This window comes from Ottowia sp. (assembly GCF_046348305.1).
Classification (GTDB): domain Bacteria; phylum Pseudomonadota; class Gammaproteobacteria; order Burkholderiales; family Burkholderiaceae_C; genus Ottowia.
This window is the reverse complement of sequence record NZ_JAXMEM010000009.1, coordinates 182878-209538: the sequence shown is the minus strand read 5'-3', so window position 1 is coordinate 209538 and position 26661 is coordinate 182878. Positions and strand designations below refer to the sequence as shown.

General features: G+C 67.5%; 29 protein-coding genes and 1 tRNA gene. 20 read left to right on the top strand and 10 right to left on the bottom strand.

What is annotated here, in order from left to right; all coding sequences use genetic code 11:
* The first annotated feature begins 13 nt into the window (after positions 1 to 13).
* The 11 genes from U1F38_RS12770 (at position 14) to U1F38_RS12720 (ending at position 9015) form a co-directional block, all read left to right on the top strand.
* The gene (locus tag U1F38_RS12770) at positions 14 to 388 is read left to right on the top strand and encodes a phage holin family protein (protein ID WP_409987448.1); all 375 of its coding nucleotides are present in this window, start codon (positions 14 to 16) and stop codon (positions 386 to 388) included.
* Complete coding sequence (locus tag U1F38_RS12765; RefSeq protein WP_409987447.1) at positions 385 to 711, top strand: YqjK family protein; 327 nt, start codon at positions 385 to 387, stop codon at positions 709 to 711. Before U1F38_RS12770 ends, U1F38_RS12765 begins: the two co-directional genes overlap by 4 nt.
* 31 nt (positions 712 to 742) lie before the next feature.
* Positions 743 to 1234 carry a dihydroneopterin triphosphate diphosphatase gene (gene nudB / locus U1F38_RS12760; protein WP_409987446.1) on the top strand — a complete coding sequence of 164 codons (492 nt, stop codon included), beginning with the start codon at positions 743 to 745 and terminating at the stop codon, positions 1232 to 1234.
* Complete coding sequence (locus U1F38_RS12755; protein WP_409987478.1) at positions 1234 to 2007, top strand: endonuclease/exonuclease/phosphatase family protein; 774 nt, start codon at positions 1234 to 1236, stop codon at positions 2005 to 2007. The genes nudB and U1F38_RS12755 overlap by 1 nt, the downstream gene beginning before the upstream one ends.
* Positions 2008 to 2063: 56 nt before the next feature.
* A complete protein-coding gene (gene folE, locus U1F38_RS12750) occupies positions 2064 to 2792 on the top strand; it encodes a GTP cyclohydrolase I (RefSeq protein ID WP_409987445.1) in 729 nt (242 codons plus the stop codon).
* 1 nt (position 2793) lies between these two features.
* Positions 2794 to 3216 (top strand): BLUF domain-containing protein, encoded by a 423-nt coding sequence (locus U1F38_RS12745; RefSeq protein WP_409987444.1) that lies wholly within the window; start codon positions 2794 to 2796, stop codon positions 3214 to 3216.
* Positions 3217 to 3409: 193 nt separating this feature from the next.
* On the top strand, positions 3410 to 4291 hold the full coding sequence (locus U1F38_RS12740) for an EamA family transporter (protein ID WP_409987477.1): 882 nt from the start codon (positions 3410 to 3412) through the stop codon (positions 4289 to 4291).
* A 134-nt stretch (positions 4292 to 4425) separates the two neighbouring features.
* A complete protein-coding gene (locus U1F38_RS12735; RefSeq protein ID WP_409987443.1) occupies positions 4426 to 5598 on the top strand; it encodes a BMP family ABC transporter substrate-binding protein in 1173 nt (390 codons plus the stop codon).
* A gap of 9 nt (positions 5599 to 5607) precedes the next feature.
* Complete coding sequence (locus U1F38_RS12730) at positions 5608 to 6516, top strand: aromatic ring-hydroxylating dioxygenase subunit alpha (protein ID WP_409987442.1); 909 nt, start codon at positions 5608 to 5610, stop codon at positions 6514 to 6516.
* Positions 6513 to 8318, top strand: coding sequence for a Rieske 2Fe-2S domain-containing protein (locus U1F38_RS12725; protein WP_409987441.1), 1806 nt, complete (start codon positions 6513 to 6515; stop codon positions 8316 to 8318). Before U1F38_RS12730 ends, U1F38_RS12725 begins: the two co-directional genes overlap by 4 nt.
* Before the next feature lie 16 nt (positions 8319 to 8334).
* The gene (locus U1F38_RS12720) at positions 8335 to 9015 is read left to right on the top strand and encodes a glutathione S-transferase family protein (protein WP_409987440.1); all 681 of its coding nucleotides are present in this window, start codon (positions 8335 to 8337) and stop codon (positions 9013 to 9015) included.
* A 39-nt stretch (positions 9016 to 9054) separates the two neighbouring features.
* Here the strand turns inward: U1F38_RS12720 and U1F38_RS12715 are convergent, their stop codons facing one another.
* Positions 9055 to 10755: a SulP family inorganic anion transporter gene (locus U1F38_RS12715; protein ID WP_409987439.1), complete on the bottom strand. Its 1701-nt coding sequence runs from the start codon at positions 10753 to 10755 to the stop codon at positions 9055 to 9057.
* Positions 10756 to 10856: 101 nt separating this feature from the next.
* On the opposite strand from U1F38_RS12715, the gene U1F38_RS12710 reads away from it, so the two are divergent.
* Positions 10857 to 11441, top strand: coding sequence for a DUF4124 domain-containing protein (locus U1F38_RS12710; protein ID WP_409987438.1), 585 nt, complete (start codon positions 10857 to 10859; stop codon positions 11439 to 11441).
* A 108-nt stretch (positions 11442 to 11549) separates the two neighbouring features.
* Here U1F38_RS12710 and U1F38_RS12705 read toward each other — a convergent pair whose 3' ends face one another.
* Positions 11550 to 12770, bottom strand: a complete 1221-nt coding sequence (locus tag U1F38_RS12705) for a DUF445 domain-containing protein (protein WP_409987437.1) — start codon at positions 12768 to 12770, stop codon at positions 11550 to 11552.
* Positions 12767 to 13609 (bottom strand): symmetrical bis(5'-nucleosyl)-tetraphosphatase, encoded by an 843-nt coding sequence (locus tag U1F38_RS12700; RefSeq protein ID WP_409987436.1) that lies wholly within the window; start codon positions 13607 to 13609, stop codon positions 12767 to 12769. The genes U1F38_RS12705 and U1F38_RS12700 overlap by 4 nt, the downstream gene beginning before the upstream one ends.
* Before the next feature lie 32 nt (positions 13610 to 13641).
* On the opposite strand from U1F38_RS12700, the gene U1F38_RS12695 reads away from it, so the two are divergent.
* The 3 genes from U1F38_RS12695 (at position 13642) to grxD (ending at position 15779) form a co-directional block, all read left to right on the top strand.
* A complete protein-coding gene (locus U1F38_RS12695) occupies positions 13642 to 14940 on the top strand; it encodes a hemolysin family protein (RefSeq protein WP_409987435.1) in 1299 nt (432 codons plus the stop codon).
* A gap of 83 nt (positions 14941 to 15023) precedes the next feature.
* Positions 15024 to 15317, top strand: a complete 294-nt coding sequence (locus U1F38_RS12690) for an H-NS family nucleoid-associated regulatory protein (protein ID WP_409987434.1) — start codon at positions 15024 to 15026, stop codon at positions 15315 to 15317.
* Positions 15318 to 15443: 126 nt separating this feature from the next.
* Entirely contained in the window at positions 15444 to 15779 is a 336-nt protein-coding gene (grxD, locus tag U1F38_RS12685; protein WP_409987433.1) for a Grx4 family monothiol glutaredoxin, read from the top strand.
* Positions 15780 to 15984: 205 nt separating this feature from the next.
* On the opposite strand, the gene U1F38_RS12680 is transcribed toward grxD, so the two are convergent.
* Positions 15985 to 16722, bottom strand: a complete 738-nt coding sequence (locus U1F38_RS12680; protein ID WP_409987432.1) for a YidB family protein — start codon at positions 16720 to 16722, stop codon at positions 15985 to 15987.
* Between the two features lie 161 nt (positions 16723 to 16883).
* Between U1F38_RS12680 and U1F38_RS12675 the strand changes: the two genes are divergently transcribed.
* Positions 16884 to 18191, top strand: coding sequence for a hemolysin family protein (locus U1F38_RS12675; RefSeq protein ID WP_409987431.1), 1308 nt, complete (start codon positions 16884 to 16886; stop codon positions 18189 to 18191).
* 132 nt (positions 18192 to 18323) lie between these two features.
* Here U1F38_RS12675 and U1F38_RS12670 read toward each other — a convergent pair whose 3' ends face one another.
* Together U1F38_RS12670 and U1F38_RS12665 are read right to left on the bottom strand one after the other, a co-directional pair.
* A complete protein-coding gene (locus U1F38_RS12670) occupies positions 18324 to 18959 on the bottom strand; it encodes a lytic transglycosylase domain-containing protein (protein ID WP_409987430.1) in 636 nt (211 codons plus the stop codon).
* A 2-nt stretch (positions 18960 to 18961) separates the two neighbouring features.
* Positions 18962 to 20707 carry a proline--tRNA ligase gene (locus U1F38_RS12665; protein ID WP_409987429.1) on the bottom strand — a complete coding sequence of 582 codons (1746 nt, stop codon included), beginning with the start codon at positions 20705 to 20707 and terminating at the stop codon, positions 18962 to 18964.
* 105 nt (positions 20708 to 20812) lie between these two features.
* Between U1F38_RS12665 and U1F38_RS12660 the strand changes: the two genes are divergently transcribed.
* Both U1F38_RS12660 and U1F38_RS12655 read left to right on the top strand, forming a co-directional pair.
* Complete coding sequence (locus tag U1F38_RS12660; RefSeq protein WP_409987428.1) at positions 20813 to 21454, top strand: RNA pyrophosphohydrolase; 642 nt, start codon at positions 20813 to 20815, stop codon at positions 21452 to 21454.
* Entirely contained in the window at positions 21451 to 21981 is a 531-nt protein-coding gene (locus U1F38_RS12655; protein ID WP_409987427.1) for a CNP1-like family protein, read from the top strand. Before U1F38_RS12660 ends, U1F38_RS12655 begins: the two co-directional genes overlap by 4 nt.
* Here the strand turns inward: U1F38_RS12655 and proB are convergent.
* The 4 genes from proB to rplU all read right to left on the bottom strand — a co-directional run bounded on the left by proB (position 21975) and on the right by rplU (position 24936).
* Positions 21975 to 23135: a glutamate 5-kinase gene (gene proB / locus U1F38_RS12650; protein WP_409987426.1), complete on the bottom strand. Its 1161-nt coding sequence runs from the start codon at positions 23133 to 23135 to the stop codon at positions 21975 to 21977. The genes U1F38_RS12655 and proB overlap by 7 nt on opposite strands.
* Positions 23136 to 23190: 55 nt before the next feature.
* Positions 23191 to 24252, bottom strand: coding sequence for an Obg family GTPase CgtA (gene cgtA / locus U1F38_RS12645; RefSeq protein WP_409987425.1), 1062 nt, complete (start codon positions 24250 to 24252; stop codon positions 23191 to 23193).
* Positions 24253 to 24344: 92 nt separating this feature from the next.
* Positions 24345 to 24605, bottom strand: a complete 261-nt coding sequence (rpmA, locus tag U1F38_RS12640) for a 50S ribosomal protein L27 (RefSeq protein ID WP_409987424.1) — start codon at positions 24603 to 24605, stop codon at positions 24345 to 24347.
* 13 nt (positions 24606 to 24618) lie between these two features.
* Positions 24619 to 24936, bottom strand: a complete 318-nt coding sequence (rplU, locus tag U1F38_RS12635) for a 50S ribosomal protein L21 (RefSeq protein WP_409987423.1) — start codon at positions 24934 to 24936, stop codon at positions 24619 to 24621.
* Between the two features lie 249 nt (positions 24937 to 25185).
* Between rplU and U1F38_RS12630 the strand changes: the two genes are divergently transcribed.
* On the top strand, positions 25186 to 26115 hold the full coding sequence (locus U1F38_RS12630; protein ID WP_409987476.1) for a polyprenyl synthetase family protein: 930 nt from the start codon (positions 25186 to 25188) through the stop codon (positions 26113 to 26115).
* A gap of 25 nt (positions 26116 to 26140) precedes the next feature.
* Positions 26141 to 26217, top strand: a tRNA-Pro gene (locus U1F38_RS12625).
* The last annotated feature ends 444 nt before the right edge of the window (positions 26218 to 26661 follow it).

The following is a 26661-nucleotide window of genomic DNA, read 5'->3' as shown; positions in this document are numbered from 1 at the left end:
TCATGAGTCAACCGTGACGGCGGGTGTCGAAAGCACGGCCACGCGGCTGCGCCACTTGCTGGCCGACGCGGCCGAACTGCTCCAGGTTCGGCTGGAGTTGCTCGGCCTGGAGGCGCGCGAGGACATCGGCCAGTTGCTGCACCTGGGCGTGCAGGCAGCGCTGGCCGTGGTGTTGCTCAGCTTCGGACTGATCTTTCTGGCGCTGTTTCTCACCGTCATGCTGTGGGACAGCCAGCGCCTGCTGGCCTTGGGCATCTTCACCACCGCGTTCCTGGGGGTCGGTGCGGTGCTGGCCCTGCTGGCCTGGCAGCGCCTGCGCCGCGGCTTGCGCCTGTTTCGCGCCAGCATCCAGGAGCTGCGCGCCGACCGGGAGCGCCTGCGCTCATGAACGCCGATCCGCCCTGGGCACCCCGCGACGTCGCGGCGCGGCGCGAGCGTCTGCTGCTGCGCTCGGCCCAGTTGCGCGAGCAACTGGGCAGCCGCGCGCGCGTGTTGCGGCCCGCCCTGCGCACGGTCGACCGCGTGCGCGGTGGTGCGCAGGCCGTGCGCGACAACCGCAGCTGGGTGCTGTTGGGCGGGGCGGCGCTGGTGGGCGCCGTGCTGGTGCGCCCACGCCTGATGATGGGGCTGGGCTTGCGCGTGTGGTCGGGCTGGCAGGCGTTTCAGCGCGTGCGCCCCATTGCGCGCACACTCTGGCGGCAACTGCTCTGATCGCTGCCACGCACGAGAGAGGGCCCGCGCCATGACGCAGCCCGCCACCGCCCCTTCCAGACCCTACAAGATTCCCCAGTCGGTGCTGGTGCTCATCCACACCGCCGCGCTCGACGTGCTGCTGATTCGGCGCGCTGACATCGAGGCCGAGTTCTGGCAATCGGTCACCGGCAGCAAGGACAGCGAGGGCGAGGCCCTGATCGATACCGCCGTGCGCGAAGTGCGCGAGGAAACCGGGCTGGATGCCTGCGCGCCGGGCTTCGCGCTGACCGACTGGAACCTGGAAAACGTCTACGACATCTATCCGCGCTGGCGCAACCGCTACGCGCCGGGCGTGACGCGCAACGTCGAGCACGTGTTCGGCCTGTGCGTGCCCGCCGGCGTGGCGGTGCGCCTGAACCCGCGCGAGCACATCGATTTCGTGTGGTTGCCCTGGCGCGCGGCGGCCGACCGCTGCTATTCCTACACCAACGCCGAGGCCTGCCTGCTGCTGCCGCGCTTTGCCCACCCGGAGGCATCGTGATCGAAGCACCCCCGATCGACATCCTGATCCCGCCGCGCCTGCGCGTGGCCACCTACAACATCCACAAGGGGGTGCAGGGCATCGGCCCGACGCGCCGGCTGGAGATCCACAACCTGGCGCTGGCCGTGGACAGCCTGGATGCCGACATCATCTGCCTGCAGGAGGTGCGCGCGGAGAACCGCCGCGAGGCGCAGTATTTCGAGCGCTGGCCCACCCAGCCCCAGGCCGACTTTCTGGCGCCGCTGGGCTACGAGGCGGCCTATCACACCAACGCCGTCACCAAGGATGGCGAGCACGGCAACGCGCTGCTCTCGCGCTGGCCCATCATCCATGTGCGGCACGAGGACATGTCGGACCACCGCTTCGAGCAGCGCGGCCTGCTGCATGCCGAGCTGCGCGTGCTGGGCGCACCGCTGCACGTCGTCGTGGTGCACTTTGGCCTGATCCCGGCCAGCCGGCTGCGCCAGACGATCCACCTGCGCCGCTACATCGCGCGCGAGATTCCGCTGGACGAAGCCCTGGTGGTGGCGGGCGACTTCAACGACTGGGGCACGCGGGTGCAGCGCCTGCTGCACGTCGATGCGCTCAAGAGCTTCGAGGGCGAGCGCACGCGAACCTACCCCTCGCGCTTTCCGGTGGCGCAGCTGGATCACATCTATGCGCGTGGCATGCTGCCGCTCAGCCTGCAGGCGCCGCGCGGGCGGGTGTGGTGGCGCATGTCCGATCACCTGCCGCTGATTGCGGAGTTTCAGCTTGCAGCCCATAGCCAGTGAGTGCAAAAAGCTATAAAAAATATAGTAAATCCGGTAGCTGCTACCATCGCCTCTCCATGACCCGCATTCTCCCTGCCACCCCCTTGCACGCTGCGGTCGCTGACGAGGGCACGCCCGTCTCGGTCAAGATCCGCGAGCGCATTCGCGCCGCCGGCCAGCGCTTCAATGCCAATGACAACATCGCCGAGTTCATCCGGCCGGGCGAGCTGGACGTCCTGCTCGACGAGGTCAGCGGCAAGATGCAGGCCGTGCTCGACAGCCTGGTGATCGATACCGAGCGTGACCACAACACGTCCAGGACCGCGCGGCGCGTGGCCAAGATGTACATCAACGAGGTGTTCCAGGGCCGCTACACGCCATCGCCCACGATCACCGAATTTCCCAACGCCGAGCACCTGAACGAGCTGATGATCGTTGGCCCCATCACCGTGCGCAGCGCGTGCAGCCACCACCTGTGCCCGATCATCGGCAAGCTGTGGATCGGCGTGATGCCCAACGAGCACACCAACGTCATCGGCCTGTCCAAATATGCGCGCCTGGCCGAATGGATCATGGGCCGCCCGCAGATCCAGGAAGAAGCCGTGGTGCAGCTGGCCGACGTGATCCAGCACAAGACCAAGCCCGACGGCCTGGCCCTGGTCATGCAGGCTTCACACTTTTGCATGGCCTGGCGCGGCGTCAAGGACATGGACAGCAAGATGATGAACTCGGTCATGCGCGGCGTGTTCCTGAAAGACGCCAACCTGCGCCGCGAGTTTTTGTCCCTCATTCCCCGGAACCCCTGACATGCTGGTACGCCTGCTCTACGCCAGCCGCGCGGTGGACAACACCCAACCGGCCGTGCAAGCCATTCTCGATTCGGCCCGGCGCCACAACCAGGACAGCGGCGTGACCGGCATCCTGGTCTACGGCGGGGGCGTGTTCATGCAGGCCATCGAGGGTGGGCGCCAGGTCGTCAGCGACCTGTACGGCACCATTTCGCGCGACGCGCGCCACAAGGACGTGGCGCTGCTGCACTACGAGGAAATCGTCGAGCGGCGCTTTGGCAGCTGGACCATGGGGCTGGTCGACGCCGGGCGCATCAACGCCAGCGTGCTGCTCAAATATTCGGAGCGTGCCGTGCTCGACCCCTACGCCGTGTCCGGCAAGGTGTCGATGGCCTTGCTCGAAGAGCTGATCGCCACCGCCAGCATCCTCAGCCATACCTGAGCGCGCGTTCGTCCGTGTCAGTTGTCCACAAAGCTGCGCGCCACCCGCCGGGCATGAAACCCCAAGAGCCGAGTGGCCGCGGAGCAGGCCATGCCAGCGATCGCCGTGGCCGGGGTTTCCCCGGCCACCAGCGATGCCCCCTGCAAGGGGGTGGGCGAAACATCGCGAAGCGAGTGAAGACTGGGGGTGTGCCATTTCAGCGCAGGCGCTGGCCTTGGTGCTGCTGGCCGGCCTGATCCACGCCGGCTGGAACATCCTGGCCAAGAAGACGGGCGGCGACGCCCGGTTTGCCTTTTTCACCTCGGCCTGGCTGATGGCGGTGTGGGCCCCGCTGGGCCTGTGGCTGGGCTGGCGCGCGGTGCCCGCCTGGGGCGCGGCCGAATGGGCCGTGGTCCTGGCCAGTGCCGTGCTGCACGTGCTGTATTTCGTCACCCTGCTGCGCGGCTATCGCGCGGCCGATCTGACGGTGGTGTATCCGCTGGCGCGGGGCACCGGGCCGCTGCTGTCGTCCATTGGCGCGGTGCTGCTGCTGGGCGAGGCCGTCACCTGGGGCGGCGTGCTGGGCGTGCTCGGCGTGGTGCTGGGCGTGCTGCTGATTGCTGGCGGCGCGCGCCTGTGGCGCCCCACGGCCTCGCTCGCGGCCCGTCAGCAACTGTACCGCGGCCTGTACTACGGCCTGGTCACGGGGGTGTGGATTGCCGGCTACACCGTGGTCGATGGCTACGCCGTGAAAATATTGGCCATCTCGCCTATCCTGGTGGACTACATGGGCAACGCCGCGCGTGTGCTGTTGTTGGTGCCAGTGGCGTTGCGTGACCGTGCCGAGACGGCGCGCCTGTGGCGCGCGCAGTGGCGCGGCGCGCTGGGGGTGGCGGTGTTCAGTCCCATCGCCTACGTGCTGGTGCTCTACGCCGTGCAGCAGGCGCCGCTGTCGCACGTGGCGCCCGCGCGCGAGGTGTCGATGCTGTTTGCCGCGCTGATCGGCGGGCGCCTGCTGGGCGAGGGCGACCGCGTGGTGCGCGTGGCCGGGGCACTGCTCATTGGCGCCGGCGTGGTGCTGCTGGCCCTGGGATAGCGCTCGGCAGCTCAGTGCCGGGTGAGCCCGAAAAATCCCCCACGGTTTTCACCCCTGTCTCCAATAGGGGAATAATGCAAACCCGTCCGCCACGGTTCGTGGCGGCGCGCCGATCCTTCACCCATTGAACCGACATGCATCCCGATCTCAAGAAACGCACCCTGCTGCAAGTGGCAGCCGTCAGCGCCGTGGCCCCGCTGGCCCTCGTTGCCTGTGGCAAAAAAGACGAGGCGGCGGCTACGGCGTCGGCGCCGCCCGCTGCCGGTCCGGCGGCAGCGGCCTCCGGCGCCAGCGCCGAACCCCTGAAAGCCGCGTGGATTTATGTCGGGCCGGTGGGCAATGCCGGCTGGAGCTTCGAACACGATTTGGGGCGAAAGCAAGTGCAAGCCGCGTTTGGCAGTCGCGTTCAAACCAGCTTTGTCGAAAGCGTGCCGGAGGGAGCGGATACGGAGCGCGTGTTGCGCGACCTGGTCAGCCAGGGCAACAAGATGATCTTCGGCACCAGCTTCGGCTTCATGGAGGCGATGGTGAAGGTGGCGCCCGAGTTTCCGGATGTCCACTTCGAGCACGGCACCGGCTACAAGACCGGACCCAACCTGAACGTCTACGACTCGCGCTTTTATCAGCCGGTCTACCTCGCCGGCATCATTGCCGCGAGCATGAGCAAGACCGGCGTGCTGGGTTGCGTGGGCTCCGTGCCCATTCCGGAAGTGCTGCGCAACATGAATGCCTTTGCCCTGGGCGCGCAAAGCGTCCGTCCGGACATCAAGCTGCGCGTGGTTTTCATCAACAGCTGGTTCGATCCGCCCAAGGAGACCGAAGCCGCCAACGCCCTGATCAACGGCGGCGCCGACGTGCTGCTGCAAAACACCGACTCGCCGGCCGTGATCCAGGCCGCCGCGCAGGCGGGCAAGCTGGCGTTCGGCTGGGATTCGGACATGAGCGAGATTGGCGGCAAGGCCCACCTGGGGTCTGTCATCGTGGACTGGGGCCCCTATTACAAGAAGGCCGTCGGCGCCGCGCTGGATGGCACGTGGAAGGGCGGGCAAGTGACGCGCTGGGGCATGCCGGAAGGACAGAACCTGCTGATCAAGGTGTCCGACCAGGTGCCCCCCGAAGCCCGGGAGAAGGTTGCCAAAGCCGAGGCCAGCATCAAGGATCGCAGCTTCGATGTGTTCAACGGCCCGCTGGTCGACCGCGACGGCACCGAACGCCTGGCGGCCGGCAAGCGCGCCGACGACGAGTGGCTGGGGGGCATCAACTTCTTCATCAAGGGCGTCGAAGGCCAGATCCCGTCGGCCAAGTGAGGAGCGGAAATGACGATCGAATCGGTTGTCTGGGACGAGTGGTATCCGGTCGCCATCGCGGAAGACGTCACCCCGTGCAAGGTCTACAAGACGCGGTTGCTGGGGCACTCGATCGAATACGCATGCGATGCCGACGGCCGGGTGACGGCCTGGCACGGCAATGCCGAGCGCACGCCGTGCAAGGCGCTCACGCGCTATCACACGCACTGGGTTTCGCTGGGCGATCCGCCCGAGCGCTTCTTTGCGTTGCCCGAATTCGATGAGCCGGACCGCCGCACGCTGGGCGGCGGCTCCATGACGGTGCATGTGTCCGGTCTGCGCGCCATCGAGAATTTTCTGGACATGGCGCACTTTCCGTATGTGCACGACGGATTTCTGGGCGCCGAGCCGTATACCGACGTGTTGCCCTACGACGTTTCGATCGAGCCGCCGGGTGAAATCTTCGCGCGCAACTGCCGCTTTTTCCAGCCCAGGGGCGCGTCCACGTCCAATGACGGTGGCTACGACACCGACTACATCTACCGCGTCACGCGCCCCTACGTCGCCCTGCTGTACAAGAGTTCGCCGCATCATCCGGGCCGCATGGACGTCATTGGCTTGTTCGTCCAGCCGCTGACCGAAGAATGGTGCAGGGCGCACACCTTGCTTCTGTACCTCGACGAGACCACCCCCGACTCCGGCCTGCGCCTGTTTCAGCAGACCATCTTTGGCCAGGACCTGATGCTGCTGAGCAACGAGATACCCAAGAAGCTGCCCCTGGATTCGCGCTTTGAAATCCCGGTCCGGGCCGATGCCATGTCCATGGCCTATCGCCGCTGGCTGGACCAGCGGGGCGTTCGGTATGGCACCTACCGGGAGCTCGAGGCGCAGGCCATGCCCGCGCCGGCCGGGCAAACCTTGACCAGGGCAGTGGCATGAGCGAGGCTTTGAATTCGGCGTGGTTTCCGGTTGCTGGCGCGCACGATCTGGCCGAACGTCACATCTTCGCGGGCGAGCTCCACAACGTCGAATTGGCCCTGTGGCGTGACGACGACGGATGCGTGAATGCCTGGGACAACCGCTGCTGCCATCGCGGCGCGCGCCTGACCCTGGGGGCCAACACCGGCCACCGGGTCCGTTGCCAATACCACGGCTGGCAATACCGCAGCGGCGACGGCCAGTGCATCGTCCTTCCAGCGGCATCGCAAACGCCGCCGCCCACCAGCGTCTGCGCGCACACGTTCGCGGCGGTCGAGCGCAACGACCTGGTGTGGGTCAACCTGAACCTGCCCGCCGGCCACCCCGCGTGCCCCCCGCAGGGCGACTGGCTCATTGCGGAGCCGGGCGCCGGTCGAACGCAACGGGCCTTGCAGAGTTTTGTTCTGCACGCCGGCGCCGCAACGGCATTGGCCGGGGTGCAACGCTACGCAGCGTTCGATGCGCGACTGTCTGGCGACCCGTCCGTGGCGCTGCGAAGCAGCCCTCGCGCCGTCCATCTGTCCTGGAACGAGGATGGGCAGGCCCTGCAGCTGTTCTTCCTGCTGCAACCGGCACGCACCGACAAGACCCTTGTCCATGCCGTGCTCGAAGCCCCCGCCGATGCGGTGGCGCTGGGGCCATGGCCAGCCCGTCACCAGGCGGCGATGAAGCGCTTGCGTCATCGCCTCATCGACGAGGGGCGGGTGTCGGACGTTCCCCTCAGCACGGCCGACGACGCTTATGTGCCGCCGCCGCCGCAACCCAAGGTCCGCCAGCGCGGGTCCGAGCGGCTGCTCAAGGCTCGCGTCACGCGCGTGACCGAGGTGGCGCAGGACATCCGCAGCTTCGAGCTCGAACCCGAGGACCAGGGTGACATCGGCGCCTTGGCCGACTTCATTCCAGGGGCGCACATCGACGTGCTGACGCCGGCGGGCCTGCTGCGCCAATACTCCATCGTCAGCGCGCCGGGCGAGATCAACGCCGGCAGCGCGCGGGGTGTTCGCGGCGTCACCATCGCGGTCAAGCGCGAGCCCGATTCGCGCGGGGGCTCGGCCTCCATGCATGGGCAGATCCGCGAGGGTGCGATCGTCGAGGTCTCGCGCCCCAAGAACCACTTCCGGCTGGCCAACAGCGGCGGCGCGCTCTTTCTGGCGGCCGGCATCGGGGTGACGCCTCTGCTGTCCATGGCCGGACAGATGGCGGCCACGGGCCGGCTCCATGCGCTGCACTATTTTTCGCGCGGCGCGGCGCACGTGGCGTTTCGCGAGCGCCTCGATGCCTTGCAGGACGTTCACCTGCACCTGGGGCTGTCGCCCGAGGCCACGCTGGCGCAGATCCAGTCGATCCTGGCCACCATGGACCCGCAGATGGACATCTATGTCTGCGGCCCCCGGCCGTTCCTGGATGCCATCGTCGGTGCGGCGCAGGCGCTCGGCCTTGGCGCCGACCGGGTCCACTTCGAGCTGTTCTCCAACACCATCTCGCACCAGAACGACAAGCCGTTCAAGGTTCGGCTGGCGCGCAGCGGTGTCGAGTTGAACGTCCCCGTCGGTCAATCGCTCTCGGATGTGCTGTCGGAGCACGGGATCGCGGTCGAGACGTCTTGCGAGCAAGGCGTGTGCGGGACCTGCATGGTGACCGTGCTGGAAGGCACGCCGGAGCACCGGGACGTCTACCTGAGTGAAGACGAAAAGCGCGCCGGGCACTGCATGCAGGCTTGCGTTTCGCGCAGCGCCTCTGAAATGCTGGTGCTTGATCTGTGAGCGCCGGAGCCTGCCCATGATCACCTTGTACGACTACGAGCTGTCCGGAAACTGCTACAAGGTCCGGCTTTTTCTGGAGATCCTGAAGATCCCCTACGTCAAGCACCCGGTCGAGTTCTATCCCGGCTTTGAGCACAAGAGCGATGCCTTGCTGGCGCTCAATCCCTTGGGCCAGTTGCCCATTCTCGATGACGCGGGTTTTGTCATGCGCGACGCCCAGGCCATCCTGAGCTATCTCGCGCAGCGCTACGCGCCCGGCAGCCATTGGTATCCGGTGCTTGACGCACGCCGCCTGGGCGAAACCAACATGTGGCTGGCCTTTGCCAACGAGCTGACGGCCACCTCGTCGGCTGCTCGCTTGCAGCAATTGTTCGAGTTCGAGCTGGATGCCGACAAGGCGCGACGCGGCGCCTATCGCCTGTTTCGCATCCTCGATGAACACCTGTGGCTGTCCGAGCGGCAACCCGATGGCGGCTGGCTGTGCACCGGGGGCCAACCCACCATCGCCGATCTGGCCTGTTTCCCCTATGTGATGCTGGCCCCCGAGGGCGGCATCAGCCTGCTCGACTTCCCGGCGCTGCGGCGCTGGACGGATCGCGTCAAGCGCATTGCGGGCTTTACCGTGATGGCCGGCATATTTCCGGCGTCGCCGTCGCGCCAGCAAGCCCCGACCGAACACGGCGCCATCACGATGTGAGCGCCATGCAGGCCATTGTGCCCGCTTGCGCTTGCCGGATCAGCGCTGCACGCTATCATTTTGATTGTTGTCCGTGGTGACGCGGTGGGCGTCCAGGGCGGCCAGCAACTCCGCGTCGCTGCGATAGAGATGCAGCAGCGCATCCGGCGTCAGCAGGCCGGCGGCGCGCAGCACGGTGTCGGCGGGCAGTTTCAGGCCACTCACCAGCAGGGCCACGCCCCGCTGCTGCATCTGGGCCCAGACCCGTGCAAATGCCTCCGCGCCGGTCACGTCGATGTGGTTGATCGGCTGCGCCAGCAGGCACACCTGGCGGGTGTCGGGATGCTCGGTCAGGTACTCGGTCACGCGGCGCTCGAACGCGCCCGCGCTGGCAAAGTCCAGCGCCGCGTCCATGCGCAGCGCCAGCGTGTGCGGCGCCAGCGGCGGCAATTGCCACAGGTGGCGGTCGCGCAAGGTGCCATCCGGGTGCAGGCCGGCCTCGATGATGCGCGGGTGCAGGTGCTGGTACAAGAAGTGCGACAGCGCCATCAGGACCCCGGCCAGCACGCCCCAGTACAGCGCCGGCGCCGCGGCGATGGTGATCATGAAGGTGAGCAGCGCGATCACGCCCTCCACGCGCGAAATGCGCCACACGCGCAAAAACTCGCGCGGCTTGAGCAGGCCCACCACCGCCACCAGCACGATGGCCGCCAGCACTGCCTGCGGCACATGGCGCAGCCACGGTGTGAAGAACAGCAGCGCCAGCAATACCACTGCCACCGAAAAAATCGTGGCCCAGCCGGTCTGCGCGCCCGCATACAGGTTGAGTGCGGAGCGCGAAAACGACGAACTGGTGGCAAACGAGCCCGACAGCCCCGACACGATCTTGGCCAGCCCCTGGCCGATGAGATCCTGGTCCTGGTCCCAGCGCTCGCCCTTTTTCTGGTTGTCCACCTTGGCGCTGGATGCCGTTTCCAGAAAGCTGATCAAGGTCACCACCAGCGTGGGCAGCACCAGTTGCCCCAGCGCCTCGGCGCCTGGCCATGCGGGGATGTACAGCGAGGGCAGGCCTTGCGGCAGCAGGCCGATCACCTTGCCCCCGCTGGCCTCGAAGCCCAGCGCGCCGCTGATGGCCGCCGCCGCCAGCACCACCACCAGGATGCTGGGAAAGGCGGGCCGCCAGCGCCGCGCCAGCCACAGCAGCGCCAGCGACCCCAGCCCGAACGCCGCCGCCCCTGCGTGGATGGCCGGCGCGTGCAGCATCTGTCCCCACGAGCGCTGAAAGCCCAGCAGCGCCGGCAATTGCGACGTGATGATCAGCACCGCCGCCGCCTGCGTGAACGCCATCAGCACGGGTGAATTGACCAGGTTCAGCAGCCAGCCGAAGCGTGCCAGCCCCAGCGCGGCCTGCAGCAGGCCCGACATCAGCGCCAGCCACACCGCCAGGTCCACCCACTCGGCCGTGCCTGGCGTGGCCAGCGGCGCCAGCCCGGCGGAAATCAGCAAGCTGGTCAGCGCCACCGGCCCCACCGACAGCCGCGCCGAGGCGGAAAAAAGCACGGCCGCCAGTGCCGGCAACAGCGAGGCATAGATGCCGGTGATCAAGGGCATTCCGGCCAGTTGCGCGTAGGCCACGCCCTGCGGAATCACCATCAGCCCCACCGTGAGGCCGGCCATGGATTCGCTGCGCAGCAGCGCCGCCGTGGGACGCGGCCAGCGCAGAAAAGGCAGGCGGCGGGTCAAGTGGGCGGACAGTTGCATGGATGGAGCGAAGTTTGTCAGCGTATCGGTGCGGCAGGCGTTAAATTCGAATCGCCGCCGCAGGCGCCCACGACGCGGCCTTGGTGCCGCATTGGAGAATGATGATAACCACCGCAAAGCACGCCCTTGTCCCGCGCACGCTCCTGGCGCTGGCGCTGTTCGCGCCCCTGCTGGCCAGCGCGCAGGCCTACCGGTGCCAGGACGCCGCCAGCGGCCGCACGCTCTACACCGACCAGCCCTGCAAAGGTGGCGCCACGGTGGTGCCCAAGCCCACCGACGAGCAGCTGCGCCAGGACGCCGAGCGCGCCCAGCAAGCGCGTGAGCGGGCCGTGCAGCAGCGCGAGGACGCCGTGCTGCGCCAGCAGCAGCAACTGGACGCCGACCGCACCGCCGAGGCCCAGCGCCCCAGGCCCGTGCCACCGGCCGAATCCGAAGCCTGCCGCCGCGCGCGCGAAGAGGCCAGCTTTCGCGCCGCCAGCGTGACCGCCAGCGAAGAGCAGATTCGCACCGCCCGCGCCAACGCCGCGCTGGCCTGCGGGCAGCCCGCGCCGGCCGAAGTGGTGGTGCTCCCGCCGCCCCTGCCGCGCTGGCGTCCGCCCCGTCCGTGGAACGACCCGCCGCCGCGTCCCCAGCGCCCACCGCCGCCGCAGTACGCGCCCGGGACCGAGCCCTTGCCGATGCGCTGATAAGTGCAGCAAGATGAATGACCTTCCAGCCGCGCCGGACAATGACCGAAGCGCCTCTGTTCGTCGATGCGCGGCGCGGTCATTGGCCACCACTGGGTTCGCCGGCCGTCAGCGCCACCACTGCGTCAGGACGTGAATCAGCAGGCCCACCGCACCCCCGACCAAGGTGCCGTTGATGCGGATGAACTGCAAGTCCTGGCCCAGGTGGCGCTCCAGTTCGTCGCTCATCTGGCGCGCGTCCCAGGCTTGCACCCTCGCCTCGATGAAGGTGGCAATGTCGCCCCGGTGGCGCTCCAGCAGGCGGGGCGCGGCGGCTTGCAGCTCGGCGTTGATCCAGGCGCGCAGCGCGTCGTTGGCGGCCAGGCGCTCGCCCAGGGTCTGCGCGGCGGCGGCGATGCGCTGGTGTGTCCATGATGCGGGCTCGCGCAGATCGCGATCGAGCCAGGCCAGCAACTCGCGCCAGGCCTGGCGCACGTGCTGTCCCAGCACCGGGCTGGCCAGCAATTCGTCGCGCCCCTGCGCGACGCGCTGCTGCCAGGCCGGGTCCTGCTGCAGGCGCTGCGCCCAGTCGGCGGCCAGCGCGTCGAAACGCTGGCGCAGCGGGTGCGCCGGGTCTTCGGTCATCTCGAGCAGGGTGCGCGCCAGGATGACGATGACCTTGCGTGTGGCCAGCCGGGCCGCGACCTGATCCAGGCCCAGCAGCTTCAGTGCCTTGACTTCGCGTGCGATGGCCTCGCTGATGCCGTCTTGCACGGCGTCTTCGCCCAGCAGCCGCGCGCCCTGGCTCACCAGGGCGTCCAGCAGGGCCTGGTGCCGGCCGTCCTGCACCAGCGCCTGCAGCAACTGGCCCGACAGGCGCGCCGCGTCCACCTGCCGCAGGCCGCCGCGCGCCAGCTCGGTCACGGCATCGTGCACGGCCGGCTCGTCCAGCGCGGCCACGGCCCAGCGCGCCAGGGCCGTCCCGTGGTCGGCCACGCGCGCGGCGTTGGCGGGCTGCACCAGCCAGTGGGCCAGGCCCGCGGCCGCGTCCACGTCGCGCAGGCGCGCCAACACCCAGTCGGTGGCCAGGAAATGGGAGGCGATGAACTGCGCCAGCTGGCGGCCGATGCGGTCCTTGCTGGCCGGCACGATGGCGGTGTGCGGGATGGGCAGGCCCATGGGGTGGCGAAACAGGGCCACCACGGCAAACCAGTCGGCCATGGCACCCACCAGCGCCGCACCGGCAAATGCCGCCACGTAGCCCCAGGCCGGGTGCTGGGATTGCAGCGCCGTGGCCAGCACGTACAGGGCTGCTGCGGCCAGCAGCAGGGCAAGGGCGGCGCGCTTCATGCGTGGCCCGGCCGCTGGGCCTGCGGGCAGCGCACCTGGATGCGCTCGGCCACACGGGCGCCGGGCTCCAGCCGCACGGCCGTCAGGCAGCCGCCCCACACGCAGCCGGTGTCCAGCGACAGCAGGGTGGGTCGGTCGTCGATCCAGCCCAAGGTGGACCAATGGCCGAAGGCCAGCACCTCGCCGGCGGTCCGGCGACCCGGCACGTCGAACCAGGGCAGGTAGCCCGGCGGGGCCGCGGCCGCGCCGCCCTCCCTGGTGGCGAACTCCATGCGCCCGTCGGGCGTGCAAAAGCGCAGGCGCGTCAGGGCATTGACGATGACGCGCAGGCGCTCGGCGCCTTGCAGGCCGTCCTGCCACTGGTCGGGCTCGTTGCCGTACATCTGCCGCAGGAAGTCGGCCCAATCGGCACTGCGCAGCACGGCCTGCACTTCGGCGGCCAGCGCCAGGGTTTGTGCGCTCGTCCATGACGGTAGCACGCCCGCATGCACCATCAGCACGCCGTGCTCGCGCCAGGCCAGGGGGCGCTGGCGAAGCCAGTGCAGCAGCGCCTCGCGTTCGGGTGCGGCCAGCACGTCGGTGGCGGTGTCCAGGCGGTGTGGGCGGTGCACGCCGCAGGCCAGCCCCAGCAGGTGCAGGTCGTGGTTGCCCAGCAGGGTTTGTGCCGCGCCACCCAGGGCCACCAGCCGCCGCAGCGCGGCCAGCGAGGCCGGCCCGCGGTTGACCAGATCACCCAGCACGATCAGCCGGTCGCGGCTGGGCGAGAACGCCACGGTGTCCAGCAATTGCCCGAGGGCCGCATCGCAGCCCTGCACGTCGCCAATCAGGTAGAGTGCCATGGCGCTGAATTCTCCACCAGGCTCTGTTCTGCATGGACTTTTTCCTGATTGTTTTCCTCACCCTGCTCAACGGCGTGTTCGCCATGTCCGAACTCGCCGTGGCATCCAGCCGCAAGGCCCGCCTGGTGGCCCTGGAGGAAAGCGGGGACACGGGCGCCGGCGCCGCACTGAAGCTGATGGAGCGGCCCACCCAGTTCCTGTCCACGGTGCAGGTGGGCATCACCTCCATCGGCATGCTCAACGGCATCGTGGGCGAGGCGGCCTTCAGCGGGCCGGTGGCCGACTGGCTGGCGGGCCTGGGCCTGGGCGAGTCGGCCGCGTCGATCACGGCCACGGCGCTGGTGGTGACGGCCATCACCTTCACCACCATCATTTTTGGCGAACTGGTGCCCAAGCGCATCGGCCAGATGTTTCCGGAAAGCGTGGCGCGCTGGATTGCCCGGCCCATGACCTGGCTGGCGCAATTGGCCAAACCGTTCGTCTGGCTGCTGTCCCTGTGCACGCAAGGCATGCTGAAACTGCTGCGCATCGATGAATCGCAAAGCCGCAGTGTCACGGTCGAGGAAATATCGGCCAGCCTGGAGGAGGGCGTGGACGCCGGCCTGATTGAAGCGCACGAGCATCAGATGGTGCGCAATGTGTTTCACCTGGACGACCGGCCACTGACGTCCCTGATGGTGCCGCGCGCCGAGATTGAATGGCTGGATTCGGATTTGACGGCCGCGCAGGCGCTCGAGCATCTGGCGCGCGCCGGAGAAAATGGCACGCATTCCTGGTATCCGGTGTGCCGGGGTGGATTGGACGAGGTCAAGGGCGTGATTTCGGTGGCGCGCCTGCTGGAATTGGGCCAATCGTCTGCGGATGCCATCGATTCGCATGTCCAGGCCGCGCAGTTCGTGCCCGAAACCCTCAGCGCCATGGAAATGCTGGAGCAATTGCGCGCCAGATCCGGTCGCCTGGCCTTTGTGGTGGATGAATATGGCGTGGTGCAAGGCATGATGACGCCGCGCGATTTTCTGGAAGCCATTACCGGCGAGCTCAAGCCCGATGCCGATATCGACGCCTGGGCCACGCCGCTGCATGGCGGCGGCTGGTTGCTCGATGGTTTGATGCCCGTCAGCGAGTTGAAGGCGCGCCTGAATATCGACGAGTTGCCACTGGAGGACAAAAGCCGCTACAACACGCTGGCGGGTTTGCTGATGTCGGTGCTGGGACGATTGCCCCAGGTCGGCGAGAAAATCGAATGTGCAGGCTGGATATTCGGCGTGGAAAAAATGCAGGGACGGCGGATCGACAAAGTGCGGGCCCATGTGGCAACGCCAGTGAATTGAAACGAATGGCGGGAATCCGGCCATTGAATGGCGCAAAGTGATGGTATATTGCAATTCCTCAAAATCACTTTGAATCCATCATCATGGCAAGTCTGAAGGAACTGCTGCTCCAGCAAAAAGAACTCGCGGTCCAGATCGAGGCCGCGCGCAAGCGTGAAATCGCCGACGCCGTCCAACAGGCGCGCGCCCTGGTGGCCGAGCATGGTTTGACGGTCGAAGACGTGTTTCCCAATCGCCGCGGCCGCAAGGCGGCGGGCGGTGGCGCCAAGGTCGCACCCAAATACCGCGATCCGGCCACCGGCACCACATGGACGGGCCGTGGCAAGCCTCCGCGCTGGATCGAGGGCAAGGATCGCGCCGCATTCGCCATCAACTGAGCGTTTTCGCAGCCCCCGCAAAGGCGCCCTTCGCGGGCGCCTTTGTCATGAAGAGCGGTGGGCCCTTGCCGGATACGCGACAATCGCGGCAGCGAATTCATTTTTTCATTGCGAACAGGAATCACCATGACGGATCAAGACACCCAGCAACGCATCGAGCAACTCGTCAAGGGCCACGAGCTTGTGTTGTTCATGAAGGGTGACGCCAACTTCCCCATGTGCGGCTTCTCCGGCCGCGCCATCCAGATCCTGAAGGCCGTCGGCGTGGACACGGCGGCCGCGCTGACCACGGTCAACGTGCTGGAGGACGAAGCGATCCGCCAGGGCATCAAGGACTACAGCCGCTGGCCCACCATTCCCCAGCTGTACGTCAAGGGCGAGTTCATCGGCGGCTCGGACATCATGATGGAGATGTACGAGTCGGGCGAGTTGCAGCAGCTGTTGGGCAGCCAGACGGCCTGACGCCTGGCGACGCCGAAAAAAGGACGCCCGCGGGCGTCCTTTTTTCACGCGCCGGTGCACCTCGACTCGCCGGTGCGCTGCACGCCACCCGCATCGCATGAAGCCCGGGTGGCCCATGCGCAGCAGTCGCGCAAGGGCCGCACCGCCGCGCCGGCTGGGTCCCCCTCGCCACGCGCAGCGTGCAAGAAGGGGTTCTCGCCTTGTTTCAAGCGCGCGTGTCTTCGTCGGACGCCGCTGCCGCGCTGCCCGGCGTGGAGGCGGCGGAGGCCGGCTCGGAGGCCGCCGGCTGCGCCTCCGATGCGGGCGGCGCTTCGGCTGGGGCCGGGACGGTGGCCGGCGCCGCATCGGACGCCTGCGGCGCCGCGGGCGCCGATGCCGGGGCCTCGACGGCCGCAGGCGCGGGGGCGGGGGCCTTCTCCTTGCCGCAATAGCTCAGGCCGAACAGCGCCGCCAGCACCACCACCACCCAGGGCAGCCAGTTGAGCAGGCCGCCGCTGCCGCCCCCCGATGCGGCTGCGGCGGCCGGTGCGGCGATCAATTGCTCGCCGGCGGCGGCCAGGGCCTGCACCTCGGGCGGCAAGCTGCCGGGCAGGCTGCCGCCGGGCGTGAGCTTGCCCACCACGACCGGCAGCAGGTAGCCCAGCGCGGCGGTGACGTTGTCGCGCCCCAGCTCCAGCTTGCCGCTCACCTGCGACAGCAGGCCGCCGCTGGAGCCCAGTACGGTTTCGAGCTGGCTGTTGCTGATCGTCTGTGCGCTGGGGCCGCCGCCCAGCCAGGACTGCACGATGGGGCCCAGGCCGGCGGCCTTGAACTTTTCAAGAAAGCCCAGCAGCCCCCCGTTGTCCTTGGCCGTCATGTAGGCCAGCAGCATCTGCAGCACGGGCAGGGCCTTGTCACCCAGGCCAAAGCGCACAGCCGCTTCGCGGATCAGCACCTCATACATCTCGGACCTCACTCATTCGGTGTTTTGCGTGGATGCGCCGGACGGGGGGAGGCGCAAGTGTCCAAAAAATTATAGTCAGCCCCCTCATCGGGCCGTTGCGCCAGCGTCGCTGCTTGCCCCTACACTGACCGGGCGCCGCCAGAACCGGCGCGCCCCTGTCCATGAGTCTGACGCAAAGCCTGCTGCTCATTTTGCTGCTGATTGGTGCCAGCGCGTTTTTTTCGCTGGCAGAAATCGCGCTGGCCGCCTCGCGCCGCCTGCGCCTGCAACAGCTGGCCGACGATGGGGACCTGCGGGCCCTGCAGGTGCTGCGGGTGCAGGAGCAGCCCGGCTACTACTTCACCACGGTGCAGATCGGCGTGAACGCGGTGGCCATCTTGGGCGGCATCGTGGGCGAGGGGCTGTTCGGCCCGCCGCTGGCCGCCGTGCTGGGGCGCTGGCTGGCCGAGCCGCACGCGGGCCAGCTGGCCTTTGCCGTGTCGGTGCTCGGGGTGACCTCGCTGTTCGTGGTGTTTGCCGACCTGTTGCCCAAGCGCCTGGGCATGACCCAGCCCGAGCGCATGGCGCTGCGCCTGATCGGCCCCATGCACGCCGTGCTGTGGGCGCTCAAGCCCATCGTGTGGCTGTACTCGCGTTGCACCGACCTGATCATGCGGGCGCTGGGCCTGCCGCTGCAGCGCGACGAACGCATCACGCCCGACGACATCCTGGCGCTGGCCGAGGCCGGCACGCAGGCTGGCGCCATCGACCGCCCCGAGCAGCAGGTGATCGAGAACCTGTTCGAACTGGAAACCCGCCCCGTCAGCAGCGCCATGACCCCACGCGACCGCATCGTCTGGCTGCACCACGACGACCCCGACGCGGTGGTGCGCGCGCGCATCGCGGCCGAACCCTTTTCGACCTACCCGGTGTGCCGCGGTGAGCTGGACCAGGCCATCGGCTACGTGGACGCCAAGGAGTTGTTCCAGCGCGTGCTCAACGGCCAGCCGATTCGCCTGACCGACGAGGCGCTGCTGCACAAGCTGGTGGTGGTGCCCGAGCGGCTGAGCCTGTCGGAGGTGCTGCACCACTTTCGCCAGCAGCACGAGGACTTTGCGCTCATCGTCAACGAGTACAGCACCGTCGTCGGCGTGGTCACGCTGGGCGACGTGATGAGCACCGTGATGGGCACGCTGGTGGCGCCCGAGGACGAGGAGATGATCGTGCGGCGCGAGGACGGCTCCTGGCTGATCGACGGGCTGACGCCGATGCAGGACGTGCTGCGCGCGCTGGATCTGGATGAGCCGCCCAACGCCACCGAGTACGACACCATCGCCGGTTTTCTGATGTGGATGCTGCGCCGCGTGCCGCGCCGCACCGACCGCGTGGTGTGGGGCGGCTATCGCTTCGAGGTGATGGACGTGGACAACTACCGGATCGATCAGGTGCTGGTCACGCAGGAGGCGGAGCCGGTGCAAGCGGCGCCCTGAACAGCCGGACGCAGAGGACGCAAAAAAAACGCAAAGAACGCAAAAATGAATTCTTCTGCGTCTTCTGCGAAATTTCTGCGTCCTCTGCGTCCGGTTTTTCAGCTATTGTTTGTATAGCTGTTTGCGCACTGTTCAAGCCGGCTGGCCGTCAAATAGCCATTTTTTCTGCGCGCCAAACACCGCGTTGGGATACTGCGGCTGGCCGCGCGAGCCGTTGTAGCGGCCCAGCGCCATGTACAGGTTGCCCTGTTCGCGGTCGAGGTAGTGGCGCAGGATGACGCAGCCGAAGCGCAGGTTGGTCTGCATGTAAAACAGCTTGCCCGGGTCGCCGTCGCCGATCACGCGGCTCCAGAAGGGCATGACCTGCATGTAGCCGCGCGCGCCCACCCGCGAGACGGCGTATTTGCGAAACGCGCTCTCCACCTGCACCAGGCCCAGCACCAGGGACGGGTCCAGCCCCGCGCGGCGCGCCTCGTACCACAGGGTCTGCAAAAAACCGATGCGGGTGTCGAAGTCCTTCTGGCGGCCGTACAGGCGGTCGCTCATGTGCGAGAGCCAGCGCAGGTAGGCCAGCCGCGCCTCGGTGCTGGAAAAGCTGGGCACCGGCGGCGCATCGTTGGCAATGGCCGCCGACAGCGCCGTGCGCACCGAGTCGGCCAGCGGCTCCTCGATCTGGCCGCCCGCCCAGGCCGCGCGCGGCCCCAGCAGCGCACCGCCGGGCAGCGCCAGCAGGGTGCGCAGCAGTGCGCGACGGCCAGTTGCCGACATCGTCACCCGGCCAGCCGGCCCTTCATGAAGGCGGCCATGTCGGCCACGGGCACACGGGTGGCGGCTGCGTCGCGGCGATGCTGGTATTCGAGCTGACCGTCTTTCAGACCCTTGTCGCCGATGGTCACGCGGTGCGGCACGCCGATCAGCTCCCAGTCGGCAAACATCGCGCCGGGGCGCTCGCCGCGGTCGTCCAAGATCACGTCAACGCCCGCGGCCTGCAGGTCGGCATAGAGCCGCTCGGCGGCCGCCTTCACGGCCTCGCTGCGGTCCATACCCACCGGGCAGATCACCACGGTGAAGGGCGCAATGGCGTCGGGCCAGATGATGCCGCGCTCGTCGTTGTTCTGCTCGATCGCCGCGGCGGGCAGGCGCGTGATGCCGATGCCGTAGCAGCCCATCTCGAAGGGCTTGGGCTTGCCGTCTTCGTCTAGGAAAGTGGCGTTCATGGCGCGGCTGTACTTGGTTCCCAGGTAGAACACGTGGCCGATCTCGATGCCGCGCTCGATGGCCAATTGCCCCTGGCCGTCGGGCGATGCGTCGCCCGCCACCACGTTGCGCAGGTCGGCCACCGCGTCGGGCTCGGGCAAATCGCGCCCCCAGTTGACGCCGGTAAAGTGAAAGTCCTTGTCGTTGGCGCCGCAGACCCAGTCGGCCATCATGGCAACCTCGCGGTCGGCGACGATCCTGACCGGCTTTTTCAAGCCGATCGGACCCAGATAGCCGGGCGGCGTGCCGAAGTGCTCCAGGATTTCGGGCACGGTGGCAAAGCGAAAGCCCGCGTCCAGGCCCGGCACCTTGCCGACCTTGACTTCATTCATGTCGTGGTCGCCGCGCAGCAGCAGCAGCCAAACGGCGCTCTTGACGATCTCGCCCTGATCGTTCAGTTCGTCGGTGGCCAGCACCAGTGACTTCACGGTGTTGCGCAGCGGCAGGCCCAGCAGCTCGGCCACGTCGGCGCAGGTGCTCTTGCCAGGGGTGGGCGTCTTGGTCAGGGCCTGCTTGGCGGCCGGGCGTGGACCCTTGGGCGCAGCGGCCTCGGCCTTTTCCATGTTGGCGGCGTAGGCGCTGCCGGCGCAGTACACGATCGCGTCCTCGCCGGTGGCGGCGATGACCTGGAACTCCTCGCTCAGATCGCCCCCGATGGCGCCCGAGTCGGCCGCCACGGCGCGGTAGGTCAGGCCAAAGCGGTCGAAGATGGCGCGATACGCCCGGGCCATCACCTGGTAGCTGCGCTTGGCGCCGGCCTCGTCGCGGTCGAAGCTGTAGGCGTCCTTCATGATGAATTCGCGCCCGCGCATCAGGCCGAAGCGCGGGCGGCGCTCGTCGCGAAACTTGGTCTGGATCTGGTAGAGGTTCTTGGGCAGCTGCTTGTAACTCTTGAAGTCCTGGCGCGCGATGTCGGTCACGGCCTCCTCGCTGGTGGGCTGCACCACGTAGTCGCGCTCGTGCCGGTCTTTCAGGCGCAGCAACTCGGGGCCCATCTTGGTGAAACGCCCGCTTTCGCTCCACAGCTCGGCCGGCTGGATCACGGGCATGGTGCATTCGATGGCGCCGGCGCGGTTCATCTCCTCGCGCACGATGGCTTCGACCTTGCGGATCACCCGCAGACCCATGGGCATGTAGGTGTAGATGCCGGCGGCCAGGCGCTTGATCATGCCGGCGCGCATCATCAGGCGGTGGCTGAGCACCTCGGCGTCGGCCGGGGCTTCCTTCAAAGTCGAAATCAGGAACTGGGAGGCTTTCATGGGTAGGGGCGCCGCGGGCGCGCCGGGCATGCGTTTGGTGCCCACTTGCCGCGCGGCGCGCGCCATGCATAATGGACACAATTTCTTGAATTCAGAGGTTTGATTATGCTTGACCGGGAAGGCTTTCGCCCGAACGTCGGCATCGTCTTGCTCAACCAGAAAAATCAGGTTTTTTGGGGCAAACGCATCCGCACGCACTCTTGGCAGTTTCCGCAAGGTGGCATTGACCGGGGTGAATCCCCCGAGCAGGCGATGTTCCGCGAACTGCACGAAGAAGTGGGTCTGCAGCCGGAGCATGTGCGCATCGTGGCCCGAACCCGTGATTGGTTGCGCTATGAGGTGCCCGACCGGTTCATCCGCCGCGACGCCCGTGGCCATTATCGCGGCCAAAAGCAGATCTGGTATCTGCTGCAACTGGTGGCGCACGACTGGCAGTTGAACCTGCGCGCCACCAACCACCCCGAGTTCGACGCCTGGCGCTGGAACGACTACTGGGTGCCGCTGGACGTGGTGGTGGAGTTCAAGCGCGGCGTGTACGAGCTGGCGCTGACCGAGCTGGCGCGCTTCTTGCCGCGCCCCGAGCAGCGCAACCGCTACCTGCGCGGTGGCCTGCGCGGGCATGAGCGCGCCAACGCGCCCGTTGGCGCCGATGTGCCCGCGTCCCGACCAGCGACGCTCGAGTTGCCGCCCGGCGCGAGCCTGGTCGGGGGCTTGCGCACCCCTTTGGGGCCCCGGGGCGAGCCATGAGCCGGCGGGCAGGTGCGCGCTGGGCCAGCCTTGTTCTGGCCGCTGCGCTGCTGGCGCTGGCGGTGCCGGCAGGCGCGCAATACGCCGACCTGGACCGCGCCGACTGGAAGGAAGACACGCCACCGCCGCCGCCGGCCTACAACATCAATCGGCTGATCGAGATCGAAATGCCGCGGACCTCCAGCATCAAGATGGGGGTCGATCCCGACACCATCCGCGTCAATGCCGAAACCGGCATCGTGCGTTACGTGGTGGTGGCGCGCGGGGCGTCGGCGGTCAACGCCTCGTATGAAGGCATTCGCTGCGCGACTGGCGAATACCGCGTCTACGCACGCCAGGTGCAGGGCGGGCCCTGGACGGAAGTGACCGACTCCGAATGGAAAAGCGTGCGCGACCAGTCCGGCGTGATGGTGCGCCATCCCTACCAGCTGGCACGCGGGGGCATGTGCATCGGCACCGCGGTGCGCACGTCCGTGCGCGAGATCGTGCGCGAGCTCAAGACCGGCAACCAGTCGCTGTACTACTGAGCGGCCCGCGTGAGCACGAGGTTGTCGCGGTGCACCATCTCCGGCTCGCCGCTGTAGCCCAGCAAGCCCTGGATGTCACCCGAAGGCCGGCGGCACAGCAGGCGCGCCTCGCCGCTTGAATAATTGGCCAGGCCGCGCGCGAGCTCCTGACCCGCGCCGTCGCGAATGGCGATCACGTCGCCGCGCGAGAACTCGCCCTCCACCTGCGTCATGCCGATGGGCAGCAGGCTCTTGCCTTCGCCGCGCAGCTTGGTGGCCGCGCCCGCATCGACCGTGACCGCGCCGCGCAGCTGCAAATGGTCGGCGATCCACTGCTTGCGCGCCTGCGTCTTGTGCGTGGGCGCCACCAGCAGGGTGCCGATGTTCTCGCCCGCCGCCAGGCGCAGCAGCGCGTCGCTCTCGCGCCCCCAGGCAATCACGGTGGACGCGCCCGAGCCCGCCGCGCGCCGCGCCGCCACGATCTTGGTCAGCATGCCGCCCTTGCCGATGCTTGAACCCGCGCCACCGGCCATGCGCTCCAACGCCGGATCGCCCGCGCGCGCCTCGTGCACGAACTCGGCCTTCGGGTCGCGCCTGGGGTCGGCCGTGTAAAGCCCGCGCTGGTCGGTCAGGATCACCAGCAGGTCGGCCTCGATCAGGTTGGCCACCAGCGCGCCCAGGGTGTCGTTGTCGCCCACCTTGATCTCGTCGGTGACGACGGTGTCGTTCTCGTTGATGACGGGCAGCACCTGGTGCTGCAGCAGCGTCAGCAGCGTGGCGCGCGCGTTCAGGTAGCGCTCGCGGTCGGCCAGGTCGGCGTGCGTGAGCAGCACCTGCGCGCTGCGCAGGCCCTGCTCGCGCAGCTTGGTCTCGTACATCTGCGCCAGGCCCATTTGCCCCACGGCCGCGGCCGCCTGCAGCTCATTCACCTCGCGAGGGCGCTGGGCCCAGCCCAGGCGTTTCATGCCCTCGGCGATGGCCCCGCTGGAGACCATCACCATCTGGCGCGGGGGCTGGCCGTCGGCGCCGCGCTCCAGCAGTGCCAGCTGGCGGCACCACTCGCCAATGGCCGCCTCGTCCAGGCCGCGCCCCTCGTTGGTGACCAGGCTGGAGCCCACCTTGACAACGATGCGGCGGGCGTCGCGCAGCACCTGCGCGCTCGATTTTTCAGTCATGGATGGCCTTGGCCCGCGCCCAATCAGCGCAAGCAGCTATGTTTTCAATAGTGATTTACTGATCGGCAAAACGTGGATCGACCGGCTCGTCGCCCGCCGCCGTGCGCTGCTCGGCGTGCACGTGCTGGAAGATGGTCTGAATGAGCGGCTCGCAGCCCTCGCGCGTGAGCGCGGAGATCTCGAACACCGGGCCCTTCCAGCGCAGGCGGCGCACGAAGTCCTTCACGCGCGCGGCGCGTTCCTCGGTGGGCACCATGTCCAGCTTGTTGAGCACCAGCCAGCGCGGCTTGGCGTGCAGCGCGGGGTCGTATTTTTTCAGCTCGGCCACGATGGCGCGCGCCTGTGCCACCGGGTCCACGCCTTCGTCGAACGGCGCGATGTCCACGATGTGGAGCAACAGCCGCGTGCGCTGCAGGTGGCGCAAAAACTGATGGCCCAGGCCCGCGCCTTCGGATGCGCCCTCGATCAGGCCCGGGATGTCGGCAATCACGAAGCTTTGCTCGGGCCCCACGCGCACCACGCCCAGGTTGGGGTAGAGCGTGGTGAAGGGGTAGTCGGCGATCTTGGGGCGCGCGTTGCTGACGGCGGCGATGAAGGTGGACTTGCCCGCGTTGGGCATGCCCAGCAGGCCCACGTCGGCCAGCACCTTCAGTTCCAGCTTGAGGCTGCGGCGCTCGCCCGGCCAGCCGGGGGTTTTTTGGCGCGGCGCACGGTTGATGGCGCTCTTGAAGCGCAGGTTGCCAAAGCCGCCGTCGCCGCCCTTGGCGATCATGATCTTCTCGCCCGCCGTCAGCAGCTCGAACAGCACGTCGCCCGTCTCGGCGTCGCTGATGATGGTGCCCACCGGCATCTTCAGCGTGATGTCGTTGCCGGCTGCGCCGAACATGTCCGAGCCCATGCCGTGCTCGCCGCGCCCGGCCTCGTGCCGGCGCGCGTAGCGAAAGTCGATCAGCGTGTTCAGGTTGGGGTCGGCCACCGCGAACACGTGGCCGCCGCGCCCACCGTCGCCGCCGTTGGGTCCGCCGAATTCCTTGAATTTCTCGTGGCGGAAGGACACGCAGCCATTGCCACCATCGCCGGCGGCAATGTCGATGAACGCTTCGTCAACGAATTTCATGATTTCAAGTGTAGGGCTTGCAGCGCGCGCCGCCCAGAAACGCCAAAGCCCCGCGCCGCGGGGCTTTGGCCGGGGCCGGGGTTCGACGAACCTCAGGCCGTGGGGGTGACGCTCACCAGATGGCGGTTCAGGGCGCCCTTGACGGCAAAGGACACCTGGCCATCCACCAGCGCGAACAGGGTGTGGTCCTTGCCCACGCCCACGTTGGTGCCGGGGTGAAACCGCGTGCCGCGCTGGCGCACGATGATGGAGCCGGCGCTGACGGTTTGCCCGCCGAACGCCTTCACGCCCAGCATCTTGGGTTGCGAGTCGCGGCCGTTGCGTGTGGAGCCGCCGCCTTTTTTCTGTGCCATGTCGCTTTACTCCTTATTGGCCGCCGTTGATCGTGCCGATCTCGAGCTCGGTGTAGTCTTGGCGATGGCCTTGACGCTTTTGATAGTGCTTGCGCCGGCGCATCTTGAAAATGCGCACCTTGTCGTGACGACCATGCGCCACGACCTTGGCCACCACGGTGGCGCCGGACACCAGGGGAGCGCCCACTTTCAAGTCGCTGCCGCTACCGACGGCGAGCACCTGATCGAGGGTGATTTCCTGGCCAACGTCCGCAGCAATCTGTTCTACTTTGATCTTCTCGCCGCTGGCAACGCGATACTGCTTGCCACCGGTTTTTATGACCGCGTACATATGAAACCCTTGTATGTTGAGCTTCGCCAGACGGATTTCCGGCGAACTGCGCATTATATAAGCACTTGCGCCGGCTGGCAAATCACATCCCGCCCGCGCCGTGGGTGCCGCAGGTGCTCCCTATAATTCGGGCGCTGCCGCGATCGCCGGCACGCGCCGCCCGCGCGGCCCTCAAACCGTCTCGAACCCCGCCCCTTGTCTGTTCCTGCATCCCCCTATCAACGCGCGCTGGAGTTGGCTGCCGCCGACATGCGCGAGGTCGACGCCACCATTGCCCGGCGCCTGGATTCGGGCGTACCGCTGGTGGGCGAGGTGGCGCGCTACATCATCGCCTCGGGCGGCAAGCGCCTGCGCCCCGTGCTGCTGCTGCTGACCTGCGGCGCGCTGGGGTGTACCGACGCGCAGCGCTTCAACCTGGCGGCCGTGGTGGAGTTCATCCACACCGCCACACTGCTGCACGACGACGTGGTGGATGAGTCCACCCTGCGCCGCGGCAAGTCCACCGCCAACGAGGTGTTCGGCAACCCGGCCAGCGTGTTGGTGGGCGACTTCCTGTATTCGCGCGCCTTCCAGATGATGGTCGAGACCGGCAGCATGCGCGTGATGCAGATCCTGGCCGACGCCACCAACGTCATCGCCGAGGGCGAGGTCCTGCAGCTGATGAACATCCGCGACGCCGCGCTCGACGAGGCCGCGTATTTGCGCGTGATCCGCTCCAAGACGGCCAAGCTGTTCGAGGCCAGCTGCCGGCTGGCGGCCGTGCTGGCGGGCAGCCCTGCCGCGGTGGAAGCGGCTTGCGCCGAATACGGCCAGTCGCTGGGCACGGCGTTCCAGATCATCGACGACGTGCTGGACTACGAAGGCGACGCCACCGAGCTGGGCAAGAACCTGGGCGACGACCTGCGCGAAGGCAAGGTCACGCTGCCCCTGATCCTGGCCATGCAGCGCGGTACCCCCGACGAGGCCGCCCTGGTACGCCGCGCCATCGAGTCGGGCAGCACCGACGATCTGCCCGCGATCTTGCAACTGGTGCGCGACTGCGGCGCCCTGCAACAGGCCCGCGGCGTCGCGTCCGACCAGGCGCGCCGTGCCGTCGATGCCCTGCAGGGTTTTGCGGCCAATACCTACACCGAGAGTTTGCTAGAATTGTCGGCTCAGCTGTTGCAGCGGCGCTCTTGATGGGGCGCATGCGGCGCGCAGCCATCGGGGTGTAGCTTAGCCTGGTAGAGCGCTACGTTCGGGACGTAGAGGCCGGAGGTTCGAATCCTCTCACCCCGACCAAGACACAACAAAAAAAGCCCAAGTGAATCAATCACTTGGGCTTTTTGCTTTGAATCGTCATTCATGTCGATTCAGAGTAAATTTGCCCCATCGTTGTCCCAAATTTGTCCCAAAACTCTGCATTGACTTGCATTGGTAGCCCTACCGCCTTGCCTCCGCCCACTGCCAAGACAAGCAAACTCCGTTTGACAAACCGTTCTCGCTCGTATTACCTTTCGCCCTATTCATGTAAGTCCAAAGCCCGACCTAATGTTGACCGTTCAAGAGCGAGACAGGCAGCTACGGTTCGCATCAATGCGCGAAGCGTGGATCACTTGTGCTGCCTGGGGCGTACTGGGGCTTTGCTTGCTTCTCGCGCAGCGCTACGGCATCTGGGGCTTGGAAGTTTCAGCAGCCCCGGTCAGCGTCGCCATGGCTTGGATAACGATGCTCGCGGTCTTGGCA

Coding starts and splice junctions, on each gene's coding strand:
- proB (WP_409987426.1), bottom strand. CDS start 23,135: ATGACTGAAAAATCGAGCGCGCAGGTGCTGCGCGACGCCCGCCGCATC.
- U1F38_RS12690 (WP_409987434.1), top strand. CDS start 15,024: ATGGCAAGTCTGAAGGAACTGCTGCTCCAGCAAAAAGAACTCGCGGTC.
- U1F38_RS12765 (WP_409987447.1), top strand. CDS start 385: ATGAACGCCGATCCGCCCTGGGCACCCCGCGACGTCGCGGCGCGGCGC.
- rplU (WP_409987423.1), bottom strand. CDS start 24,936: ATGTACGCGGTCATAAAAACCGGTGGCAAGCAGTATCGCGTTGCCAGC.
- cgtA (WP_409987425.1), bottom strand. CDS start 24,252: ATGAAATTCGTTGACGAAGCGTTCATCGACATTGCCGCCGGCGATGGT.
- U1F38_RS12695 (WP_409987435.1), top strand. CDS start 13,642: ATGGACTTTTTCCTGATTGTTTTCCTCACCCTGCTCAACGGCGTGTTC.
- U1F38_RS12715 (WP_409987439.1), bottom strand. CDS start 10,755: ATGCAACTGTCCGCCCACTTGACCCGCCGCCTGCCTTTTCTGCGCTGG.
- U1F38_RS12700 (WP_409987436.1), bottom strand. CDS start 13,609: ATGGCACTCTACCTGATTGGCGACGTGCAGGGCTGCGATGCGGCCCTC.
- U1F38_RS12720 (WP_409987440.1), top strand. CDS start 8,335: ATGATCACCTTGTACGACTACGAGCTGTCCGGAAACTGCTACAAGGTC.
- U1F38_RS12710 (WP_409987438.1), top strand. CDS start 10,857: ATGATAACCACCGCAAAGCACGCCCTTGTCCCGCGCACGCTCCTGGCG.
- U1F38_RS12730 (WP_409987442.1), top strand. CDS start 5,608: ATGACGATCGAATCGGTTGTCTGGGACGAGTGGTATCCGGTCGCCATC.
- U1F38_RS12735 (WP_409987443.1), top strand. CDS start 4,426: ATGCATCCCGATCTCAAGAAACGCACCCTGCTGCAAGTGGCAGCCGTC.
- U1F38_RS12665 (WP_409987429.1), bottom strand. CDS start 20,707: ATGAAAGCCTCCCAGTTCCTGATTTCGACTTTGAAGGAAGCCCCGGCC.
- nudB (WP_409987446.1), top strand. CDS start 743: ATGACGCAGCCCGCCACCGCCCCTTCCAGACCCTACAAGATTCCCCAG.
- U1F38_RS12680 (WP_409987432.1), bottom strand. CDS start 16,722: ATGTATGAGGTGCTGATCCGCGAAGCGGCTGTGCGCTTTGGCCTGGGT.
- U1F38_RS12630 (WP_409987476.1), top strand. CDS start 25,186: ATGCGCGAGGTCGACGCCACCATTGCCCGGCGCCTGGATTCGGGCGTA.
- rpmA (WP_409987424.1), bottom strand. CDS start 24,605: ATGGCACAGAAAAAAGGCGGCGGCTCCACACGCAACGGCCGCGACTCG.
- U1F38_RS12675 (WP_409987431.1), top strand. CDS start 16,884: ATGAGTCTGACGCAAAGCCTGCTGCTCATTTTGCTGCTGATTGGTGCC.
- U1F38_RS12745 (WP_409987444.1), top strand. CDS start 2,794: ATGCTGGTACGCCTGCTCTACGCCAGCCGCGCGGTGGACAACACCCAA.
- U1F38_RS12725 (WP_409987441.1), top strand. CDS start 6,513: ATGAGCGAGGCTTTGAATTCGGCGTGGTTTCCGGTTGCTGGCGCGCAC.
- U1F38_RS12705 (WP_409987437.1), bottom strand. CDS start 12,770: ATGAAGCGCGCCGCCCTTGCCCTGCTGCTGGCCGCAGCAGCCCTGTAC.
- folE (WP_409987445.1), top strand. CDS start 2,064: ATGACCCGCATTCTCCCTGCCACCCCCTTGCACGCTGCGGTCGCTGAC.
- U1F38_RS12670 (WP_409987430.1), bottom strand. CDS start 18,959: ATGTCGGCAACTGGCCGTCGCGCACTGCTGCGCACCCTGCTGGCGCTG.
- grxD (WP_409987433.1), top strand. CDS start 15,444: ATGACGGATCAAGACACCCAGCAACGCATCGAGCAACTCGTCAAGGGC.
- U1F38_RS12660 (WP_409987428.1), top strand. CDS start 20,813: ATGCTTGACCGGGAAGGCTTTCGCCCGAACGTCGGCATCGTCTTGCTC.
- U1F38_RS12655 (WP_409987427.1), top strand. CDS start 21,451: ATGAGCCGGCGGGCAGGTGCGCGCTGGGCCAGCCTTGTTCTGGCCGCT.